Genomic DNA, 20049 nt, shown 5'->3' on the forward strand with positions numbered 1-20049 from the left:
TGAACCGGTGTCCCACATGCCGGGCGATTACCGGACCCCTCGGGGACTTCTTCTATCCTTTGGACCGAACCGACTCGGAGGAGAGATCTCGTGACCGCACAGAGTGACTACGCCGCCCTCGTCCAGCGGGGGCTCTCGCTCGACCTCACCCGGGGCAAGCCGTCACCGCGCCAGCTCGATCTCTCCGACGGCATGCTCAAACTGCCCACCTCCGTCAAGGCCGCCGACGGCACCGACGGCCGCAACTACGGCAACCTCCAGGGCCTGCCCGAGCTGCGCGAGATCTTCGCGCCGCTGGTGCAGGTGCCCGCCGGTCAGCTCGTCGTGGGCGGCAACTCCAGCCTGACGCTGATGCACGACACGATCGTGCACGCGCTGCTGTCGAAGGTGCCGGGGGCCGAGCGCCGCTGGGTCGAGGAGCCGGAGATCACGTTCCTGTGCCCGGTGCCCGGCTACGACCGGCATTTCACCATCTGCGAGCGGCTCGGCATCAAGATGACGGCCGTCCCGATGAACGCCGACGGCCCCGACATGGACGTCGTGGAGCGCCTGGTCGCCGCGGACCCGGCGGTCAAGGGCATCTGGTGCGTGCCGAAGTACAGCAACCCGTCCGGCGTCACCTACAGCGACGAGACCGTGCGCAGGCTGGCCGCCATGCCGACGGCCGCCCCCGACTTCCGGATCATGTGGGACAACGCCTACGCCGTCCACCACCTCACCGACACGCCGGACGAGCTGGCCGACCTGCTCGCGCTGGCGGCCGAGCACGGCAACCCCGACCGCGTGTTCGTCTACGCCTCCACCTCGAAGGTGACGTACGCGGGCTCGGGCGTGTCGTTCTTCGGCTCCTCGCCGGCGAACGTGGAGTGGTTCCTCGCCAACACCGCCAAGCAGTCCATCGGCCCCGACAAGCTCAACCAGCTCCGGCACGTGGAGTTCCTGCGCGACGCCGCGGGCGTGGCCGCGCACATGCGGCGGCACGCCGAGCTGATCGGCCCGAAGTTCGAGCTGGTCGACAAGGTGCTGACCGAGCGCCTCGGCGACCTGGCCACCTGGACCAGCCCGCGCGGCGGCTACTTCATCAGCCTGGAGGTGCCGCACGCCGCCGAGGTCGTGGCCAGGGCCAAGGCCGCGGGCATCGCGCTCACCCCGGCCGGCGCCACCCACCCCTACGGCCAGGACCCGGAGGACCGCACGATCCGCATCGCCCCCACCTTCCCCGAGCTGGACGAGCTGGAGCAGGCCATCGACGGCCTGGCCGTCTGCGTCCGCCTGGTGGCGGAGGAGCGCGGCTAGATCGCCCGGCCCCGGAAGCCGAAGATGTACTCGCGCGTCTCGCCCGGATGGAACGAGACGCCGACCCCCGGCTCGAACGCGACGTTGTCGCGGGCGCAGTAGTACAGCCGTTCCCACACGGCCAGCGCCTTCTCCCGGGCCGGGGCCTCGGCGTGGTCGCGCCTGCGGGCGCCGCGCGCGCCGAGCACGAACAGCAGCCCGAGCCCCCAGAACAGCCCGGTGAGGCAGAAGGGCGCGAGCAGCACCTCGCTCCACTGCGAGTCCTTGCCCATCGCGATCACCAGCGACACGACGAGGTGCACCAGGGCCGCCACGCCGAGCATGATCCACCCCTGGTTCCTGGCCCAGGGCGTGTAGTGGCGGCTGGGGAACGACATCCACACCGCGAGCTGCGTACGGCTCATGACATGCTTCGACGCGCCCATCGACGGCGCGGTCGGCAGGTCGGCGACCTCGCGCTGGCCGGGCAGTCTGACCCTTCCGATCCGGTATGTCGTCCCCGCGGCGACCGCGCCCGGAACCGAGACGAGCTGGTCAGCCTGCGTACATACCGGGCACCTGACTTCCACCCAGGGCAGTCTGGCCTTAAGGAACGGTCCGCGCAAACCGTAGGGTGCAGGTGTGAGACCGATTGATGCCCTGGTGAACTCGCTGTCCGAAGCTCGCGTGCTGACCGACCCGGACGTGATCGACTCCTACGCCCGCGACCGCACGTTCGTCGAGCCGGGCAAGCCGCTCGGCGTGGTGCTCGCCGCCTCGCGCGAGGACGTGGTGACGACCCTGCGGTGGGCCACCGAGCACCGGGTGCCCGTCGTGCCGCGCGGCGCCGGCACGGGCCTGGCGGGCGCGGCCACGGCCGGCGACGGGACGATCGTGTTGTCGCTGGCCAGGATGACGGCCATCAGGGAGCTCTCCCCCGCCGACGAGATCGCCGTGGTGGAGCCGGGGGTCATCACCGCCGACCTCGACCGCGCCGCCCGGGAGCACGGGCTCATGTACGCGCCGGACCCCTCGTCGTACGAGATCTCCACGATCGGCGGGAACCTGGCCACCAACGCCGGCGGCCTGCGCTGCGTGAAGTACGGCGTCACCAGGGACGCCACGCTCGGCCTTGAGGTCGTGCTGGCCGACGGGCGGATCCTGAACACCGGCCGGCGCACGATGAAGGGCGTCACCGGCTACGACCTGACCGGCCTGTTCGTCGGCTCGGAGGGCACGCTGGGCGTGATCACCGCGGCCACCGTGCGGCTGCGGCGGGCTCCGGCCGCGCCGCCGGCCACGTTCGCCGCCGAGTTCGGCTCGCTGCGCGAGGCGGGCGCGGCCGTGTCGGCGATCATGGCCGCGGGCTGCCAGCCCTCGCTGATGGAGCTGCTGGACCGGGCCACGCTGGAGGCCATCGACGACTGGCGCAACATCGGGCTCGAACCGGCCACGCAGGCCATGCTGATCGGCCAGTCCGACGCGACCGACGGCCAGGCCGTGGCCGCCCGCATGGAACGGCTCTGCCTGGACAACGGCGCCTCGTTCGTGGCCGTCTCCTCCAGTCCGCAGGAGACCGAGGAGCTGGTTGGGCTGCGCAGGATGGCCTACCAGGCAAAGGAGCGGCTGGGGGCGTGCCTGGTCGAGGACGTGTGCGTGCCGCGCTCGGCGCTGCCCGAGATGATCACCGCGATCGAGGCCGCGGCGGCCCGGCACGGCGTGCGGATCTGCACGGTCGCCCACGCCGGCGACGGCAACCTGCACCCGGTCTTCATCTTCGAGCACGGCACGGCCGAGCCGCCCGCGCAGGTGTGGGCCGCGGCCGACGAGGTGTTCCGGCACGCGCTCTCGCTCGGCGGCACGCTGACCGGCGAGCACGGCGTGGGCGTGCTCAAGCGGCGCTGGCTGGGGCTGGAGTCCGGGCCGGTGGCGGCCGAGGTGCAGCAGGGCATCAAGGCGGTCTTCGACCCGCTGGGCATCATGAACCCGGGCAAGGCCATCTGAATTTGCCAAGCCGTGACCTTGGGGCTCCGGCGCGGACACGACCTGCGACGAAACACTGACATGTTCCGTCAAAAGGTGGAACTTACTTACAGGTCCGGCAGACGTCCCACATGTCACGCTGGTAGCGTTTTGCCCCATCTATTGGTTGTCATGGGGGTCCGACGTGAATCAGTTCCAGCCGCTGGCGGCGGACGACCCGCGGCGGCTGGGGGCGTATGACATCGTCGCCCGGCTCGGCGAGGGTGGTCAAGGCGTCGTCTATCTGGGCAAGAGCGACTCGGGTGACCAGGTCGCCGTCAAGCTGCTGCACAACGCCCTCGTGGCCGACGCCGACGCGCGGACCAGGTTCCTGCGCGAGGTGGCGGTGGCGCAGCGGGTCGCCCGGTTCTGCACCGCGCCCGTCCTCCACGCCGACCTCGACGGGAGCCGCCCGTACATCGTGAGCGAGTACGTGCCCGGCCCCTCGCTGCGCGAGCTCGTCATCAACGAGGGCCCGCGGCGGGGCGCGGCGCTGGAACGGCTCGCGATCAGCACGGCCACCGCCCTGGCGGCCATCCACCGGGCCGGGATCCTGCACCGCGACTTCAAGCCCGCGAACGTGCTCATGGGCCCCGAGGGGCCGGTCGTGATCGACTTCGGCATCGCCCGCGCGCTGGACTCCCCCGGCGCGACGGCCACGGGGATGGCGATGGGGACGCCGTCGTACCTGGCGCCGGAGCAGCTCAGCGGGGCCGCCGTGTCGGAGGCGGCCGACGTCTTCGCGTGGGGCGTCACGATGGTGTACGCGGCCACCGGCAAGCCCGCGTTCGGGGCCGACTCGATCCCCGTGGTGATGAACCGCATCCTGAACGAGGAGCCGCAGCTCGGCGGGATGGAGGGCGAGCTCGGCGCGCTGGTGGGCCTGTGCCTGTCGAAGGACCCGGCGCAGCGGCCGAGCGCCGACGAGCTGATCGTCCGGCTCACGGGGCAGCCCGCTCCCAAGGCCGCCATCGAGCCGGTCACCGGCGCGACCGCCACCCCGGCCGTGCCCCACCAGGCCGGCCCTGCCAACAGCCCTGTGAATGGTCCTGCGAATGGCCCTGCGGCCGGCTCCTCCGGTGCGGCGCAGGACGCCTACCCCGGTCCCTGGACCCAGCCCACCGGCGCCAACGCCGTGCCCCGGCAGCCCGGCCCCGACAACCGCCCCGCCCCCGGCGTCCCCCAGGGCGCGGCGGGCCCCCAAGGTACGGCGGGGCCTGCGGCGGGCGGTCCTCAGGGCGGCCCGGCCGGGCCCGGCGCGCCCGGCGGCCCCCACGCGGGCGCCATGCCCGGCGCCGCCCAGGGCGTCCCGCACCCGGGCGTCCCGCAGGCCGGAGCCCCGGGCGGTCCGCAGGCCGGCGTTCCCGGCGGCCCGCACACGCCCGGCGGGCCCCAGACGGGCGCTCCCCACGGCGGCGCACCCGCCGGCTCCCCCGGCACGCCTCACGGAGGCACGCCCGGCGGCCCTCAGGGCGGCGTTCCCGGCGGTCCCCAGAGCGGGGCTCAGGGCGGCGTTCCCGGCGGTCCTCAGGCCAGTGGCATGGGCGGTGCGGCCGCGCAGGCCGGTGCGATGGGCGGTCCGGCCGCGCAGGGCGCGGTGCCGCACGGGCACCCGCACGGCGGCATGCCGGGCGCTCCTCAGCCGGGACATCCCGGCGGCCCCCAGGCGGGGCACCCCGGTGGACCCCAGGCGGGACATCCCGGTGGACCCCAGGCGGGACATCCCGGTGGACCTCAGGCGGGGAACGCGGGGGCGACCAGGGTCGGCGGTCCGCAGGGCGGGACGTCCGGCGAGACGTCCGGCAAGGCGCCCGACAAGCAGCGGCGGACGCTGACGCTCGCGCTCTCCGGCGCGGCCGCCGCCGCGCTGCTGGTGGTGGCGGGCGCCGTCGTGGTGCAGGCCAACAGCGACAAGGTCGCCGTGACCGCCACCGGCAGCACCTCCGAGAACCCCACGGGCGACGGACAGGGCGCGGGACAGCCCGAGCCGCCGGTCGCCGAGGTGACCCCGGACCCGATCCTCCCGGCGGAGACCGGCGAGCCCGTCCCCACGCTGGACGTCGGCGAGGCCGAGCCGCCCAAGAAGGTCAAGCACACCAAGGACCCCGTCATCGCGGTCCCGAACCCGGTGACGACCGTGACGGCGACGGCCCGCCCGGCGACCAAGCACCCCACGCCCACGCCCAAGCCCACCAAGACGAAGAAGCCCACGGGCTTGATCGACGGCGAGGACCAGCCGACCACCACCCCGACCCCCGGCCCCACGACGACGGTCCCGGCCAAGAAGCCGACGACGAGCAAGCCGACCGTGAAGCCCACCGTCAAGCCGACCGCCACGCCCAAGCCGAACACCTTCAACGTGGTGGCCGTCTGCGGCACCGGCTACAGGGTGATCGACAAGCACGCGCTGGGCACCTCGGCCACGATCTTCCTGCTCTACAACACCAGCGCGGGCAAGAACTGCGTGGTCACGATGTCGAAGCTGGTCTATCCCGGCAAGGTCTCCATGAACGCCACCCTCCAGGTCCAGGGCGGCGCGAGCGCCGGCAACCCGGGCAAGTTCACCGCGTACGCGGGCCCGGTCCGGCTGGCGGCCGTGAAGAAGTGCGTGATCTGGGGCGGTTCGTGGAACTCGCTGAGCTGGAAGTCCGGCTGGAGCCACTGCACCTGATGTGACGGCGCGCGGCGGGACCCCTTCCTTCCGCGCGCCCCGCTCGCTACGGTGACTGACGTGATCGTCAGGTCCCTGACCCTGCGCGGCAAGCGCACCCGGGCCACGTTGCTCGCGGCCGGGCGTGAGGCGTTCGAGGAGCACGGGTACGACGCCGTGCGGATCGACGACGTGTGCGCGCGGGCCGGGGTCTCCCACGGCACCTTCTACACGTACTTCGACTCCAAGGAGTCGCTGTTCGGGGAGGTGGCGCAGACGGTGGTCGGCGAGATGTTCGCGGCGAGCGCGGTCGGCGACGCCGCCTCCGGCGACCCGTACGCCCGCATCGAGGCGGCCAACCGCCTCTACCTGCGGGCCTGGGCCGCCAACTCGCGCCTGGTCCGCATGGTGGAGCACGCCGCCGACGCCGACGCCCGCTTCGGCCGGCTGGTGCTGGAGCTGCGCGAGGCGTTCGTCCGGCGCGGCGCCGACGGGCTGCGCCGGCTGCAGGAGCAGGGCCTGGCCGACCCCGCGCTCGACCCGCGGCTGACGGCCGTCATGCTGGGCGGCATGGTCGAGCACTTCGCCCACGTGTGGCTGGATCTCGGGGAGCGGGCCGGCGAGCAGGACGCCGTCGACCACCTGACCCGGCTGTGGGCGCGGGCCATCGGGCTGACGCCCGCGTCGACTTCGCGACAGGAGGCCCCGTGATCAGGAGCCGGCTCGACCCGCGCGACGCCGAACATCAGGCCCGGCGCGCGGCCATGCTCGCCAAGCTGGCCGAGCTCGACGCCGAGCACGCCAAGGCGGTGGCCGGCGGCGGCGAGAAGTACGTCGAGCGCCACCGCCGGCGCGGCAAGCTGCTCGCCAGGGAGCGCGTCGAGCTGCTGATCGACCCCGATTCGCCGTTCCTGGAGCTGTCCACGCTGGCCGCGTGGGGCAGCGAGTTCCAGGTGGGCGCGGGCATGGTGACCGGCATCGGGGTGATCGAGGGCGTCGAGTGCCTGATCACCGCGAACGACCCCACGGTCAGGGGCGGCGCGTCCAACCCGTGGACGCTGCGCAAGTCGCTGCGCGCGGCCGACATCGCGCTGGCCAACCGGCTGCCGTACGTCAACCTGGTCGAGAGCGGCGGCGCCGACCTGCCGACGCAGAAGGAGATCTTCATCCCGGGCGGCCGGATCTTCCGCGACCTGACGCGGCTGTCAGCGGCGGGCGTCCCGACGGTGGCGCTGGTCTTCGGCAACTCCACGGCCGGCGGCGCGTACGTGCCCGGCATGAGCGACTACGTGGTGATGGTCCGCGACCGCGCCAAGGTGTTCCTGGGCGGGCCGCCGCTGGTGAAGATGGCCACCGGCGAGGAGTCCGACGACGAGTCGCTGGGCGGCGCCGAGATGCACGCCAGGACCAGCGGCCTGGCCGACTACCTGGCCGAGGACGAGCACGACGCGCTGCGCATCGGCCGCGCCGTCGTGCGCTCGCTCAACTGGCGCAAGCAGGGCGTGGCGCCGCTGCCCGCCCGCGAGCCCGCCTACCCGGCCGACGAGCTGCTGGGGATCGTCCCGGAGGACCTGAAGATCCCCTTCGACCCGCGCGAGGTGATCGCCCGCGTGGTGGACGGCAGCGAGTTCGAGGAGTTCAAGCCCCTGTACGGCCCCTCGCTGGTCACCGGCTGGGCGCGCGTCCACGGTTACCCGATCGGAGTGCTGGCCAACGCGCGCGGCGTGCTGTTCAGCCAGGAGTCGCAGAAGGCCACCCAGTTCATCCAGCTCGCGAACCAGTCGCGCACGCCGCTGCTGTTCCTGCAGAACACCACCGGCTACATGGTGGGCAAGGACTACGAGCAGGGCGGCATCATCAAGCACGGCGCCATGATGATCAACGCCGTGTCGAACTCGACCGTGCCCCACCTGACCGTCGTCATGGGCGCCTCCTACGGCGCCGGCAACTACGGCATGTGCGGGCGCGCCTACGACCCCCGCTTCCTGTTCAGCTGGCCGAGCGCCAAGTCGGCGGTGATGGGCCCGGCCCAGCTCGCCGGGGTGCTGTCGATCGTCGGCCGGGCCGCGGCGCAGGCCAGGGGGCAGGTCTACGACGAGGAGGCCGACGCGGCGATGCGTGCCATGGTGGAGTCCCAGATCGAGGCGGAGTCGTTGCCGTTCTTCCTGTCGGGACGGCTCTACGACGACGGGGTGATCGACCCGCGCGACACCCGTACGGTGCTGGGGATGTGCCTGTCGGCGATCAACAGCGCGCCGGTGCCGCCCGCGGCGGGGTTCGGGGTGTTCCGCCCGTGATCACCCGTCTGCTCGTGGCCAACCGGGGCGAGATCGCCCGCCGGGTCTTCCGCACCTGCCGCTCGCTCGGCGTCTCCACGGTCGCCGTCTTCTCCGACGCCGACTCCGGCGCGCCGCACGCCCGCGAGGCCGACCTCACCGTCCGCCTGCCGGGGGCCCATCCGGCCGAGACCTACCTGGCGGTGGACCGGATCATCGAGGCGTGCCGGGTCTCCGGCGCCGACGCGGTGCACCCGGGCTACGGGTTCCTGTCGGAGAACGCCGCGTTCGCACGGGCCGTGCTGGACGCCGGGCTCACCTGGGTGGGGCCGCCGCCCGAGGCGATCGAGGCGATGGGCTCCAAGATCGCGGCCAAGCGGCTGATGGCCGAGGCCGGCGTGCCGGTGCTGCCCTCGCTCGACCTGGCCGCCCCGGACGAGTTCCCGCTGCTGGTGAAGGCGTCCGCGGGCGGGGGCGGGCGCGGGATGCGGATCGTCAGGCACCCCGGCGAGCTGGCCGCCGAGGTGGAGTCGGCCCGGCGGGAGGCCGAGGCGGCCTTCGGCGACGGCGCCGTGTTCGCCGAGCCGCTGCTGGAGGCCGCCCGGCACGTCGAGGTGCAGGTGCTGGCCGACGGGCACGGCACGGTGTGGGCGTTGGGCGAGCGGGAGTGCAGCGTCCAGCGCAGGCACCAGAAGGTCGTCGAGGAGTGCCCGTCGCCGGGGATCTCGGAGCGCACCCGCGAGCTGCTGTGCGCGGCGGCCGTGCGCGCGGCCCGGCGCATCGGCTACGTCGGGGCCGGCACGGTGGAGTTCCTGGTCAAGGGTGAGCGGGTGGCGTTCCTGGAGATGAACACCCGGCTCCAGGTCGAGCATCCGGTCACCGAGCTGGTGTTCGGCGTCGACCTCGTCCGGCTGCAGCTGGAGGTGGCCGAGGGCGCGGCGCTGCCGTCCGGGCCGCCCGCGCCGCGCGGCCACGCGATCGAGGCGCGGCTGTACGCCGAGGACGCCGCCTACGTGCCCCAGACGGGCGTGCTGCGCCGGTTCGAGGTGCCGGGTGACGTCCGGGTCGACTCCGGCGTCGAGTCCGGGTCGCGGGTGTCGCCGCACTACGACGCGATGCTGGCCAAGATCGTCGCGTACGGCGCGACGCGGGCGGAGGCGGCGCGGAAGCTGGCCGCGTCCCTGCGCGGGGCCCGGCTGCACGGCCTCACCACCAACCGCGACCTGCTGCTGGAGATCGTGACCAGTCCGGCCTTCCTCGCGGGTGAGACGAACACCGCCTTCCTCTCCCCCGGCGCCCCGCTGTCGCCGCCGTCGTCCCCGCCTTCCGGCGACGGCGGGCTGCCGGCGCTGGCCGCCGCGCTCGCCATGGCCGCCGGCCGCCGGCGCGCGGCCCCCGTCCTGGCCGGGCTGCCCAGCGGCTGGCGCAACGTGCGCTCGCAGCCCGCCCGCGCCCGGTTCGAGGAGGCCGACGTCGTCTACGACCCGCTGCCCGCGGGCGTCACGGTGGTCTCCGCGCGGCCGGAGGAGGTGGTCCTGGAACGCGACGGCCTGCGGCGCACGTTCCACGTCGCCCGGTACGACGGCGACGAGCGCGTCTACGTCGACTCCCCCATGGGCGCGGCCGTGCTGACGCCGGTGCCGCGCCTGCCCGAGCCGGTCGAGCACGTCGCCCCCGGCTCGCTGCTCGCGCCCATGCCGGGCAGCGTGCTGCGGGTCGAGGTGGCCGAGGGCGACACGGTGGCCCGGGGCCAGCCGGTCCTGGTGCTGGAGGCGATGAAGATGGAGCATCGCATCGCCACCCCGGCGGGCGGCGTGGTGTCGGACGTACGCGTCGAGAAGGGGCAGCAGGTCGAAGCCGGGGCCGTGCTGGCGATCATCCAGGAGGAGACCACATGACGAGCCTGGTGCACAGGGAGCTGGCGGACGGCGTGGCCACCGTCACGCTCGACTCGCCGGCCAACCGCAACGCGTTGTCCAGGCGGCTGCTGGCCGAGCTGGCCGAGCACCTGCGCTGGGCGCTGGCCGAGCCGGGGGCCCGGGTGATCGTGCTGACCGGCACGGGCCGGGTGTTCTGCTCGGGCGCCGACCTGAAGGAGCAGCGCGGCGACTCGGACGCGCCGGTGACGGCGTCCTTCCCGGAGATCATGACGCTGCTCTGGGAGAGCCCGAAGCCGGTGATCTGCCGCCTGAACGGCACGGCCCGCGCGGGCGGCCTCGGCCTGGTCGCCGCGTGCGACTTCGCGATCGCGCCGGACACGGCGTCGTTCGCGTTCACCGAGGTGCGGCTCGGGGTGGTGCCCGCCATGATCTCGGTGCCCGTGCTGCGCAGGCTCGACCCGCGGGCGGCGGCCGAGTACTTCCTGACCGGCGAGGTGTTCGACGCCGCCACGGCGGCCCGCATCGGCCTGCTGACCAGGGCCGTCCCGGAGGACGAGCTGGACGCCACCGTGCGCCACTACGCGGGGATGCTGGCCAGGGGCGGCCCCGAGGCGCTGGCCATCACCAAGCGGCTGGTGCGGGAGGTCCCGGCGGTGTCGTTCGAGGAGGGCCTGCGGCGGATGAGCGAGCTGTCGGCCGAGCGGTTCACCTCGGCGGAGGGGCAGGAGGGCATCGCGGCGTTCATGGACAAGCGCCCGCCCAAGTGGGTGCCGTGATGGCGCTGCGCGTCGCGAACTGCAGCGGTTTCTACGGCGACCGGCTCTCGGCGGCCAGGGAGATGGTCGAGGGCGGCCCGATCGACGTGCTCACCGGCGACTGGCTGGCCGAGCTGACCATGCTCATCCTGGCCGGCAACCGGCTCAAGGGCCGTCCCGGCTACGCCCCGACGTTCCTGCGCCAGCTTGAGGACGTGCTCGGCCCGTGCCTCGACCGCGGCATCCGGATCGTGACGAACGCGGGCGGCCTCGACCCGGCCGGGTGCGCCGAGGCCGTGCACGAGCTGGCCGCCCGGCTGGGCCTGTCCCCCAAGGTCGCCCACGTGACCGGCGACGACCTCATGGGCCGCCCGCTCGACCTGGTCCACGCCGGCACCGGCGAGCGCGCGCCGGCCGCGCCGCTGACCGCGAACGCCTACCTCGGCGGCCGTCCGATCGCCGCCGCGCTGTCGGCGGGCGCGGACGTCGTGGTGACCGGCCGGGTAACGGACGCCGCCCTGGTCACCGGCCCCGGCATCTGGCGGTACGGGTGGGGCCCCGGCGACCTCGACCCGCTGGCCGGCTCGGTCGTCGCGGGCCACGTCATCGAGTGCGGCTGCCAGGCCACGGGCGGCAACTACGCCTTCTTCCAGGACGTGCCCGACCTGGCCCACTGCGGCTTCCCCATCGCCGAGCTGCACGCCGACGGCTCGGCGGTGATCACCAAGCATCCGGGCACGGGCGGCCTGGTCTCGGTCGGCACGGTCACCGCGCAACTCGTCTACGAGCTGGGCGGCCCGCGCTACCTGGGCCCCGACGTGGTGGCCAGGTTCGACACGATCACGCTCTCCGACGACGGCCCCGACCGGGTGCTGATCTCCGGCACGCGCGGCGAGCCGCCGCCGGACACGCTCAAGGTCGCCGTCAACTACCCGGCCGGCTACCGCAACACGATGACGCTCGTCCTGACCGGCCTGGACGTCGAGGCCAAGGCGCGGGTCGCCGAGGAGGCCGTCTGGGCGCGGGTGCCGCGCGAGACCTTCGACCAGGTGGACGTGACGCTGACGGACGCGGGCCTGCTGCGGATCACCGTCATGGACGCCGACCGGCGCACCGCGGGCCGGGTCTTCTCCTCGGCCGTCGTGGAGACCGGCCTGTCCAGCTACCCGGGCTTCTACGGCCTCACCCCGCCCGGCGACGCCTCCCCGTACGGGGTGTACTGGCCGGTCCTGGTGCCGGCCTCGCAGGTGCGCCCGCGGGTCTTCCTGGACGGCGTGGAGCTGCCCGTCCAGGAGGAGCAGCCTCGCGCTTCCCAGGACGGGCCGGTCCCCGAGCCGCCCGCGCCGCCGGTTCCGGCGCCGCCGGGCGGGCCCGCCGTGCGCGTGCCCCTGGGCCGGGTGGCGGGGGCGCGCTCCGGCGACAAGGGCGGCGACGCCAACCTCGGCGTCTGGGTCGCGACCGACGAGCAGTACGCGTGGCTGGCGGCCACCCTCACCGCCGACCGGCTCACGTCCCTGCTGCCGGAGCTGGCCGCCCACCGCGTCGAGCGGCACGAGCTGCCCAACATCAGGGCGCTCAACTTCGTCGTGCACGGACTGCTGGGCAGAGGCGTGGCGGCCAGCCCGCGGATGGATCCGCAGGCCAAGGCCCTGGGCGAGGAGCTACGCGCCCAGGTGGTCGACGTGCCCGCCGCCCTGCTGCCCCAGCGCCCGCAGGCCGAGCAGCCCGGCCCCTAGCAGGCCCGCGTCCACGCCGAGCGCCGACACCCGCACCTCGGGCGCGGGGCGGAAGGCGAGCCGCGCGGCCAGCCGGGCGCGCAGCGGGGTCAGCAGGGCGTCCCCGGCCAGCGACAGGCCGCCGCCGACGACGATCACCGCGGGGTCCAGCACCAGCGTGTACGTGGCCAGGGCCAGTGCCAGCGCCTCCACGGCCTCCGCCCACACGCGGGCGGCCGGCTCGTCCCCGGCGGCGGCCCGGCGGACGACGTCCTCGGCGCAGGTCTCGCCGGCGCGGGCGGCGACGGAGGCGGCCGAGGCGTAGGCGGACAGGCAGCCGCGCTGCCCGCACGGGCACGGGAGCCCGCCGGGACGCACCGGGATGTGCCCGATCTGCCCGGCCCAGCCGGCGGCGCCGCCGTACAGGGAGCCGGTCAGGACGACGGCTCCGGCGATGCCGGTGCCGATGGGCAGGTAGAGCGCGTCGGGGGCCGCCGATCCGTAGGCCAGCTCCGCCTCGCCGGCCGAGCGCACGTCGTGGCCGAGGGCGAGGGGGAGCCTCCCGTCGGCGAAGGCCGCGGCGGGCACGTCCCGCCAGCCGAACGCGGCCGAGAAGACCGCCCGCCCGGACGCGACCAGGCCGGGCACGGCCAGGCCCACGGCCGCCGGGCGCAGCAGGGCGCCGGCGACGGTCCGCGGCGCGCTGAGGTCGGCGACGAAGGCGGAGATCGCCGCGATCACGCGTTCCGGCCCCTCAGTGCGGGGGGTGGGGCGGCGTTCCCGATGGAGGATGCCGCCGTCCTGGGCGATCAATCCGCCCTTGAGGGTCGTTCCCCCCACATCAACTGCCACAACGCACTTCATCCACCCATGTTCTCCCAGCAGCGCCGCCATCGGCCCGGTCGTGGCCCAGGACGAGCCGACCGCCCGCGACCTGCCGGGCGACCGGTCGCGGCAGTTCCCGCCGTTCATGCCGAGCCCCGGGTTGACCGGGCGTCGGGGCTCTCGTAGGTTGAAGCCTCCAGAATATCGTTCTGCCAAAGGGCGGCCATGACCTCCACCCACATCGACGTCAGCGCCATCGACCTCGACGACCTCGGCGCGTGGATGGACGCCGAGGGGCTGCCGGGCGGGGCGATCACGGACGTCGCGCCGATCCCCGGCGGCACCCAGAACGTCATGGTCCGCCTCGAACGCGGCGGCCGGCCGTACGTGCTGCGCAGGCCGCCCCTGCACGCCAGGGCCAGGAGCAACGAGGTGCTGCGGCGCGAGGCGCGGCTGCTGGCGGCGCTGAGCGGCACGGCGGTGCCGGCGCCCCGGCTGGTGGCCGCGCAGACCGCCCGCGAGCCGGTGTTCTACCTGATGGAGCCGGTGGCCGGGTTCAACCCCTCGACCGGGCTGCCCGAGCCGCACGCCTCCGACGCCGCGATCCGGCACCGGATGGGCCTGGAGGCCGCCGCCGCGCTGGCCGAGCTGGGACGGGTCGATCCGGCGGTGCTGCCCGGGTTCGGCCGTCCCGAGGGCTTCCTCGACCGGCAGGTGCCGCGCTGGCTGAAGGAGCTCGACTCCTACGGCGAGCTCGACGGCTATCCCGGCCCCGACATCCCCGGCCTCGACGCCACCGCCGACTGGCTGACCCGCCACCGGCCCGCCGCGTTCGTCCCGGGGATCATGCACGGCGACTACCACTTCGCCAACCTCATGTTCGCCCTCGACGGGCCCCGGGTGGCGGCGATCGTCGACTGGGAGATGTGCACGATCGGCGACCCGCTGCTCGACCTGGGCTGGCTGCTGGCCACCTGGCCGGTGAACAACGGGCACGTGCCGGGGCTGCCGTCGGAGCGGGAGCTGGTCGCGTACTACGCGGCGCTGTCGGAGCGCGACCTGTCGGCGATCGACTGGTACGCGGTGCTGGCCTGCTTCAAGCTCGGCATCGTGCTGGAGGGCACGCACGCGCGGGCGTTCGCCGGCAAGGCGCCCCGGGACATCGGCGACGTGCTGCACGCGACCACCCTCGGTCTGTTCGGCCGCGCCCACGACATCATGGAAGGCTTGTTGCGCTGAACCCGATGCGGGAAAAGGATCACGCCGGACGCCCAGATGCGTACAATTGCGCGCAATTGCATCTGGCATTCGGGGAAAGGATCGTCATGCGCATGCGGTTCCTCGGCTCCACCTCGGAGGCGGGCGCCTGCCCCACCCTGTACGAGACCGATCGCGGCACCATCGTCGTCCAGGGACTTCACGTCACCGACCCCGAGGCGCTCGCGGACCTCCGCGACGTGCTCGACGGCGAGGCCGCCGTCGAGGTGCCCCGCGAGCTCATCACCGAGATCGCCCGCCGGGTCCTGCTCGACGGGTCAGCCGGCGCCCGGCCCACCAGCGACGGGACACCGACGGCAACCGCTTGATCACGATTGCGCGGCTGGGCCTGGCATGATCGGTGCCCGCGGAGCTAGCCTCTTGCCGCGTGACGTCCTATCAGCAGGCGCGCATCGACCTCGGCGGCCAGCTTCGCCAGTTGCGCGAAGCCGCCCACCTGTCGGGCAAAGACCTGGCCGAGCGGCTGCGCTGGCAGCCGTCCAAGGTCTCCCGCCTGGAGAACGCCAGGCAGACGGCGACCGAGGACGACGTGGTCGTGTGGGCGCAGGCCGTGGGAGCCGCGCCCGACACGACCGACGAGCTCATCAGGCAGGCCATCGCGCTGCTGGAGCGGCACGACGACTGGAAGCAGCGGCACCGCAGCGGCCTGGCCGCCATCCAGGAGGACATCCGCGACCTGGAGGCGCGCACGAAGCTGTTCCGCGTCTTCGAGCCCGGCATCGTCGTCGGCCTGCTGCAGACCTCCGAGTACGCCCGGCACGTGTTCCGCAAGGTCAAGCGCCTCTACAGCGCGGCCGACCAGATCGACGCGGCCGTCCGCGTGCGCATGCAGCGCCAGGAGATCCTCTACGACCGCACGCGCACGTTCCGCTTCGTGGTGCCGGAGTCGGCGCTGCGCAGCGCGCTGGCCCCGGCCGACGTCATGCGCGGCCAGCTCGACCGGCTGCTGGCCGTCAGCACGCTGCCCAACGTGGAGTTCGGGGTGATCCCCTTCGGCACCGAGCTGCCGTCCGCGCCGATCAACGGGTTCTGGATCTACAACGAGGCCATGGTGGGCGTCGCCACGATGACCAAGGACCTCGTGCTGCGCGACCCCGACGACATCGCCTTCTACGTGCGGGCCTTCGACGACTACGCCAAGGTGGCGGAGTTCGGCGAGCCCGGGCGAGAAGTCATCATCCGTATTCTTCGCGAATACCTGCAACAAACCCCACATTAACCTCAGCAATTGCTTGCCACCCGTAGCAAGATCGTGCAATTCTGTCGCGAGACGTTGCGGAGGTGACGCATGATGCTTGATACCGCGCTCTGCCTTGAGCGGTTCGCGTGGCACGCGGGCCGTCACGCCGATCTTTCGGTGCAGAATGTCGCGCTGGCCAGCGACCCGGCGTACGTGTCGGTGCGCAACCGGTTCTCCGCCACCCTGGCCGAGACGGTGACCTGCTCCGACGACGGCGCGTACATCACGTCGTGGGGCTACCGCCTCGGCACCGCCGAGGACGTCGAGTCGGCGGCCGCCCGCCTGGCCTTCCTGCTGGCCGCCCTGCCCGCCTGACCCGGGCCGGACTCAGCCGAACCGCTCCACCGCGATGCCGGCCTCCCCGGCGGCGGCCGTGCGCGCGTGGGCCAGCAGCCGCGCCCGGTCGAGCACGTTGGGATGCAGGGTGTAGCGGATGATCAGGCCGTCGAGCATGGCGTCGATGCGCTCGGCCGCGCCCGCCGGATCGGCGCAGGCGAACTCCCCCGCCTCGGTGCCGGCCGACAACACCTGGGCCAGCGCGTCGAGCCAGGCCGTCTCCAGCTCCAGCATGATCGCGTTGACCGCCGGCTCGCGCAGCGCGGTGTTCCAGGCGTCGATCCAGAGCAGCCAGCTCTGGTCGGAGCGCGACTCGGGGATGTAGTAGCGCAGCACCCGGTCGAGGCGCTCCACCGCCGTGCCGGGGCCGTCGGCCAGCTCCTTGAGCCGGGCGCTCTCGATGTCGAGCGTGGCCCGCAGCATGGCGGTGATCAGCTCGTCCTTGGTCGCGAAGTGGTAGTGGATCAGGCCGCCGCTGACGTTGATGGACTTGGCGATGTCGGCGATGCGCGTGTTGGCCAGGCCACGTTCGAGCACCACTTTGCGGGTGGCCTCGAGAAGCTCTGCTCTGCGCTGGTCGGCCTGATCGGCCCGGGTCGTACTCGCCACCCGATCAGCCTATAGCGCGCCGCGGAGACGGGCCCCGCGGCCGCCGTCGCTTCCTCAGGGGGCGCAGTCGTACAGGCCGGTGTGGCCGTCCACGGCCGCGCAGTCGGCGGTGACCCAGGTGGTCACCGCGGTGTCGCCGCCGCCGGGGCCGCCCCGGCCGCCGGGCAGCACGTACCTGAGCCGTCCCGACGAGACGAGCTCCCGGAGGCGGGGGACGGTCATGGCGGGGTCGGAGCCGGTGAAACCGCCCATGGCGATCACCGGGCGGCCGGTGGACAGGATGATCGAGGACGCCTGCTGGGCGCTGCCCACGGCCACCAGCCACGTCGCCCGGCCCTGGTTGGCGACCAGGTACTGCACCGTCGAGCCGGCCACGCCGCCGCCCATGGAACCGCGCTCCCGGGCGCCCGGCTCTCCCTGAGGCGGCTCGTCGCCCTGGCGGGCGTCCGTCCGGGCGCCGGGGAGCTCGCCGCCCGGTGGCGGGCCGCCGAAGCCGCCGGGGCCGCCCGTGCGGCCCGTGGACGGGCCCGCCGTGGGGTTGGTCCCGTTCACCGGCGCCCCCAGCGGTGAGACGGCGTAGGCCGCCGGACCGGCGAGCCCCGCGACCACAGCGGCCGCCAGCGCCACGACGGTCACCCGGCCCGCCACCCGCCCCCTGCCCGCCACGAGCCCTGTCACGAGCCCTGTCACGATCACTGTCACGAGCGCCACCACGGCCACTGTGGTCGCCCCGAGCACGACCCAGGCCAGCCACGGCAGCCACTCCGGCGTGCGGCGCAGCACCACGAACGCCCACCCGCCGGTCACCGCGACCGCCGCGGGCAGCGCCCACGCCCAGCCCCGCGACCCGCGGTACGCCTGCCACATCACGGTCGCCCCCATGCCGGTCAGCGCGGCCACGGCGGGCGCCATCGCGGTCGTGTAGTAGGGATGGAACGTTCCATGGGAGAAGCTGAACACGACGTGGTGCACGACCAGCCAGCCGCCCCACAGCAGCCAGGCGGCCCCGTCGAAGACGGTCCCGCGCGCCCGCAGCAGCACGGCGAAGGCCAGCGCCACCGCGCAGAACGGCAGCAGCCAGGAGATCTGCCCGGCCATGACGTCGTTGAACAGCCGCCCGGCCCCGGCCTGCCCGCCGAAGTTCGCGCCGCCGGACCCGCCGCCGGCCCGGTCCTGGCCGAAGATCCGGCCGAGCCCGTTGTAGCCGATCACCAGGTCCCGGACCGTGTTGTCGGTCGAGCCGCCGACGTAGGGCCGCGAAGCGGCGGGCCAGAGGTCGACGACCACCATCCACCAGGCACTGGACCCGACCAGCACGACCCCGGCGGCCAGCAGGTGCCCCACCCGCCGGGCCAGGCCGTGACGAGCGCACACCAGGTACGCCACCCCGAACGCGGGCACCACCAGGTACGCCTGCAACATCTTGGCGTTGAACCCGAGCCCCACGAACAGCGCGGCGAGGAGCAGCGGCCGCAGCCGGGCCGTGCGCAGCGACTCCAGGCAGAACCAGGCCGCCAGCACCAGCAGCAGCACGAGCACGGTGTCGGGGTTGTTGTCCCGGTTGATGGCCACCGTGATCGGGGTGAGCGTCATGACCACGGCCGCGACCAGCGCCGCGACGTGCCCCTGACGGGTGCGCCCGAAGGACCGGCGGACCGCCGAGTACACCGTCCCGACGGCCGCCACACCCGCGAGGACCTGCGGCATCAGCATGCTGTACGTGCCGTGGCCGAAGATCCGCGCCGACAGCCCCATGACCCACAGCGCGAGCGGCGGCTTGTCCACCGTGATGAAGGACCCGGCGTCGATCGCGCCGAAGAAGAACGCCTTCCAGCTCCGCGTGCCCGACAGGACGGCGGCGGCGTAGTACTCGTTGGCGTTCCCGCTGAGCGCCCAGGCGTACAGGACGAAGGCGGCGGCCAGCACCGTCCACATCGCGGGCCGCGACCAGCGCGGGTCGCCCGCGGCGCCGGTCAGCGCGCGCACCCGGGCGGGCGCGACGACGGCGGTCACCGCCCGCTCCTGCGCCGGGGGTTGAACACCCACACGCGCAGCAGCAGGAACCGCACGAGGGTGGCCGCCGCGTTGGCCGCGATGACCGCCACCAGCTCCACCCCGTGCGAGACCCCGCCGGGCAGCAGCGCGAGGCTCCCCGACGTCAGCGCCAGCCCCACCAGGAACGCGATCAGGCCTTCGAACTGGTCGCGCAGCGCCCCGCCCGAGCCCTTGACCCCGAACGTGAAGCGGCGGTTGGCCGCCGTGTTGGCCACGGCCGTGACGAGCAGCGCGACCGCGTTGGCGGGCTGCGCGGGGACGACCTGCCGGGACATCGAGAACAGCGCCAGGTAGGCCAGCGTGCTGACCACGCCCACGATCGCGAACCTGGGCAGCTGCCTGGCCATCCCCTTCGGCAGCTCGGCCCGCCGCACCCGGGCGGGCATCGGCAGGCGCGCCGCGCCCGACAGGGTCCTGCGGGCCACCCTGGCCAGCCCGCGCAGGTCGTCCAGGGCGGTCCGCAGGAGGTCCACGCGGCTGTCGGGGTCGTCCACCCAGTCGACGGGGACCTCGTGGATGCGCAGGCCGTGCCGCTCGGCCAGCAGCAGCAGCTCGGTGTCGAAGAACCACTGCTCGTCCTCGACGGCGGGCAGCAGCGCCTGCGCGATCTCCGTGCGCACGGCCTTGAACCCGCACTGCGCGTCGGAGAACCCGGCGCCCATCACCGAGCGCAGCAGCAGGTTGTACGAGCGGGAGATGAACTCCCGCTTGGGCCCGCGCTCCACCCGCGAGGCTCTGGCCAGGCGGGTGCCGATGGCCAGGTCGCTGTGGCCCGACAGCAGGGGGGCGACCAGCGGGAGGAAGGCGTCCAGGTCGGTGGACAGGTCGACGTCCATGTAGCTGACGACGTCGGCCTCGCTGGTGGACCAGACTCGGCGCAGGGCCCGGCCGCGGCCCTTCTCGTCGAGGTGCACGGCCCGTACCTGCGGCAGCTCACGGGCCAGCTCGGTGGCCAGCCGCCAGGTGTCGTCGGTGCTGGCGTTGTCGGCGATGGTGATGCGGAAGCCGTACGGGAACGTGGTGGCGAGGTAGGCGTGCAGCCGGGCGACGCTCTCCCGCAGCGCCCGCTGCTCGTTGTGGACCGGGACGACCACCTCTACCAGGCGCGTCCTTACCGCTGTTGTCTCCATGCA

At 73.7% G+C, this 20049-nt stretch carries 17 protein-coding genes; 12 read left to right on the forward strand and 5 right to left on the reverse strand.

The features are described 5' to 3' along the window. The first annotated feature begins 90 nt into the window (after positions 1-90). Complete coding sequence (locus tag ACWEJ6_RS15950) at positions 91-1296, forward strand: aminotransferase class I/II-fold pyridoxal phosphate-dependent enzyme (RefSeq protein ID WP_387664421.1); 1206 nt, start codon at positions 91-93, stop codon at positions 1294-1296. On the opposite strand, the gene ACWEJ6_RS15955 is transcribed toward ACWEJ6_RS15950, so the two are convergent. Then, on the reverse strand, positions 1293-1865 hold the full coding sequence (locus ACWEJ6_RS15955; RefSeq protein ID WP_364337936.1) for a hypothetical protein: 573 nt from the start codon (positions 1863-1865) through the stop codon (positions 1293-1295). The genes ACWEJ6_RS15950 and ACWEJ6_RS15955 overlap by 4 nt on opposite strands. Before the next feature lie 52 nt (positions 1866-1917). Here ACWEJ6_RS15955 and ACWEJ6_RS15960 point away from each other — a divergent pair, with 52 nt between their 5' ends. The 7 genes from ACWEJ6_RS15960 (at position 1918) to ACWEJ6_RS15990 (ending at position 12594) form a co-directional block, all read left to right on the forward strand. Continuing rightward, positions 1918-3279: an FAD-binding oxidoreductase gene (locus ACWEJ6_RS15960; RefSeq protein WP_387664417.1), complete on the forward strand. Its 1362-nt coding sequence runs from the start codon at positions 1918-1920 to the stop codon at positions 3277-3279. Positions 3280-3442: 163 nt separating this feature from the next. Next, on the forward strand, positions 3443-5968 hold the full coding sequence (locus ACWEJ6_RS15965) for a protein kinase domain-containing protein (RefSeq protein WP_452424290.1): 2526 nt from the start codon (positions 3443-3445) through the stop codon (positions 5966-5968). Positions 5969-6028: 60 nt separating this feature from the next. Continuing rightward, positions 6029-6658: a TetR/AcrR family transcriptional regulator gene (locus ACWEJ6_RS15970; RefSeq protein ID WP_397163849.1), complete on the forward strand. Its 630-nt coding sequence runs from the start codon at positions 6029-6031 to the stop codon at positions 6656-6658. 53 nt (positions 6659-6711) lie between these two features. After that, positions 6712-8244 carry an acyl-CoA carboxylase subunit beta gene (locus tag ACWEJ6_RS15975; protein ID WP_452424328.1) on the forward strand — a complete coding sequence of 511 codons (1533 nt, stop codon included), beginning with the start codon at positions 6712-6714 and terminating at the stop codon, positions 8242-8244. Beyond that, complete coding sequence (locus ACWEJ6_RS15980; RefSeq protein ID WP_452424293.1) at positions 8241-10121, forward strand: ATP-binding protein; 1881 nt, start codon at positions 8241-8243, stop codon at positions 10119-10121. Before ACWEJ6_RS15975 ends, ACWEJ6_RS15980 begins: the two co-directional genes overlap by 4 nt. Continuing rightward, positions 10118-10879 (forward strand): enoyl-CoA hydratase-related protein, encoded by a 762-nt coding sequence (locus ACWEJ6_RS15985; RefSeq protein ID WP_397163847.1) that lies wholly within the window; start codon positions 10118-10120, stop codon positions 10877-10879. The genes ACWEJ6_RS15980 and ACWEJ6_RS15985 overlap by 4 nt, the downstream gene beginning before the upstream one ends. Beyond that, positions 10879-12594 (forward strand): acyclic terpene utilization AtuA family protein, encoded by a 1716-nt coding sequence (locus tag ACWEJ6_RS15990; protein WP_452424295.1) that lies wholly within the window; start codon positions 10879-10881, stop codon positions 12592-12594. The genes ACWEJ6_RS15985 and ACWEJ6_RS15990 overlap by 1 nt, the downstream gene beginning before the upstream one ends. On the opposite strand, the gene ACWEJ6_RS15995 is transcribed toward ACWEJ6_RS15990, so the two are convergent. Continuing rightward, entirely contained in the window at positions 12520-13425 is a 906-nt protein-coding gene (locus ACWEJ6_RS15995) for an ROK family protein (protein WP_452424297.1), read from the reverse strand. The genes ACWEJ6_RS15990 and ACWEJ6_RS15995 overlap by 75 nt on opposite strands. Positions 13426-13623: 198 nt before the next feature. On the opposite strand from ACWEJ6_RS15995, the gene ACWEJ6_RS16000 reads away from it, so the two are divergent. The 4 genes from ACWEJ6_RS16000 to ACWEJ6_RS16015 all read left to right on the forward strand — a co-directional run bounded on the left by ACWEJ6_RS16000 (position 13624) and on the right by ACWEJ6_RS16015 (position 16231). Next, a complete protein-coding gene (locus ACWEJ6_RS16000) occupies positions 13624-14637 on the forward strand; it encodes a phosphotransferase family protein (RefSeq protein WP_397163842.1) in 1014 nt (337 codons plus the stop codon). Between the two features lie 86 nt (positions 14638-14723). Next, positions 14724-14984, forward strand: coding sequence for a hypothetical protein (locus tag ACWEJ6_RS16005; RefSeq protein ID WP_387664401.1), 261 nt, complete (start codon positions 14724-14726; stop codon positions 14982-14984). Between the two features lie 59 nt (positions 14985-15043). Beyond that, a complete protein-coding gene (locus ACWEJ6_RS16010; RefSeq protein ID WP_357964569.1) occupies positions 15044-15895 on the forward strand; it encodes a helix-turn-helix domain-containing protein in 852 nt (283 codons plus the stop codon). A gap of 69 nt (positions 15896-15964) precedes the next feature. Further along, positions 15965-16231: a hypothetical protein gene (locus ACWEJ6_RS16015; protein ID WP_352320256.1), complete on the forward strand. Its 267-nt coding sequence runs from the start codon at positions 15965-15967 to the stop codon at positions 16229-16231. 12 nt (positions 16232-16243) lie between these two features. Here the strand turns inward: ACWEJ6_RS16015 and ACWEJ6_RS16020 are convergent, their stop codons facing one another. Genes ACWEJ6_RS16020 through ACWEJ6_RS16030 form a run of 3 tightly spaced genes read right to left on the reverse strand, consistent with a single transcriptional unit; the run spans position 16244 to position 20046 of the window. Then, positions 16244-16861 carry a TetR/AcrR family transcriptional regulator gene (locus tag ACWEJ6_RS16020; RefSeq protein ID WP_387664398.1) on the reverse strand — a complete coding sequence of 206 codons (618 nt, stop codon included), beginning with the start codon at positions 16859-16861 and terminating at the stop codon, positions 16244-16246. A gap of 54 nt (positions 16862-16915) precedes the next feature. Then, positions 16916-18874: a glycosyltransferase family 39 protein gene (locus ACWEJ6_RS16025; RefSeq protein WP_452424301.1), complete on the reverse strand. Its 1959-nt coding sequence runs from the start codon at positions 18872-18874 to the stop codon at positions 16916-16918. Further along, positions 18871-20046, reverse strand: coding sequence for a glycosyltransferase (locus tag ACWEJ6_RS16030; RefSeq protein ID WP_452424303.1), 1176 nt, complete (start codon positions 20044-20046; stop codon positions 18871-18873). The genes ACWEJ6_RS16025 and ACWEJ6_RS16030 overlap by 4 nt, the downstream gene beginning before the upstream one ends. Positions 20047-20049: the final 3 nt, after the last annotated feature.

The sequence above is a fragment of the Nonomuraea sp. NPDC004702 genome, assembly GCF_053601695.1.

Excerpts from the sequence above, each read along its gene's own strand:
- ACWEJ6_RS15975 (WP_452424328.1), top strand. The coding sequence starts at position 6,712 with ATGCTCGCCAAGCTGGCCGAGCTCGACGCCGAGCACGCCAAGGCGGTG.
- ACWEJ6_RS15985 (WP_397163847.1), top strand. The coding sequence starts at position 10,118 with ATGACGAGCCTGGTGCACAGGGAGCTGGCGGACGGCGTGGCCACCGTC.
- ACWEJ6_RS15990 (WP_452424295.1), top strand. The coding sequence starts at position 10,879 with ATGGCGCTGCGCGTCGCGAACTGCAGCGGTTTCTACGGCGACCGGCTC.
- ACWEJ6_RS16000 (WP_397163842.1), top strand. The coding sequence starts at position 13,624 with ATGACCTCCACCCACATCGACGTCAGCGCCATCGACCTCGACGACCTC.
- ACWEJ6_RS16005 (WP_387664401.1), top strand. The coding sequence starts at position 14,724 with ATGCGCATGCGGTTCCTCGGCTCCACCTCGGAGGCGGGCGCCTGCCCC.
- ACWEJ6_RS16015 (WP_352320256.1), top strand. The coding sequence starts at position 15,965 with ATGATGCTTGATACCGCGCTCTGCCTTGAGCGGTTCGCGTGGCACGCG.
- ACWEJ6_RS16030 (WP_452424303.1), bottom strand. The coding sequence starts at position 20,046 with ATGGAGACAACAGCGGTAAGGACGCGCCTGGTAGAGGTGGTCGTCCCG.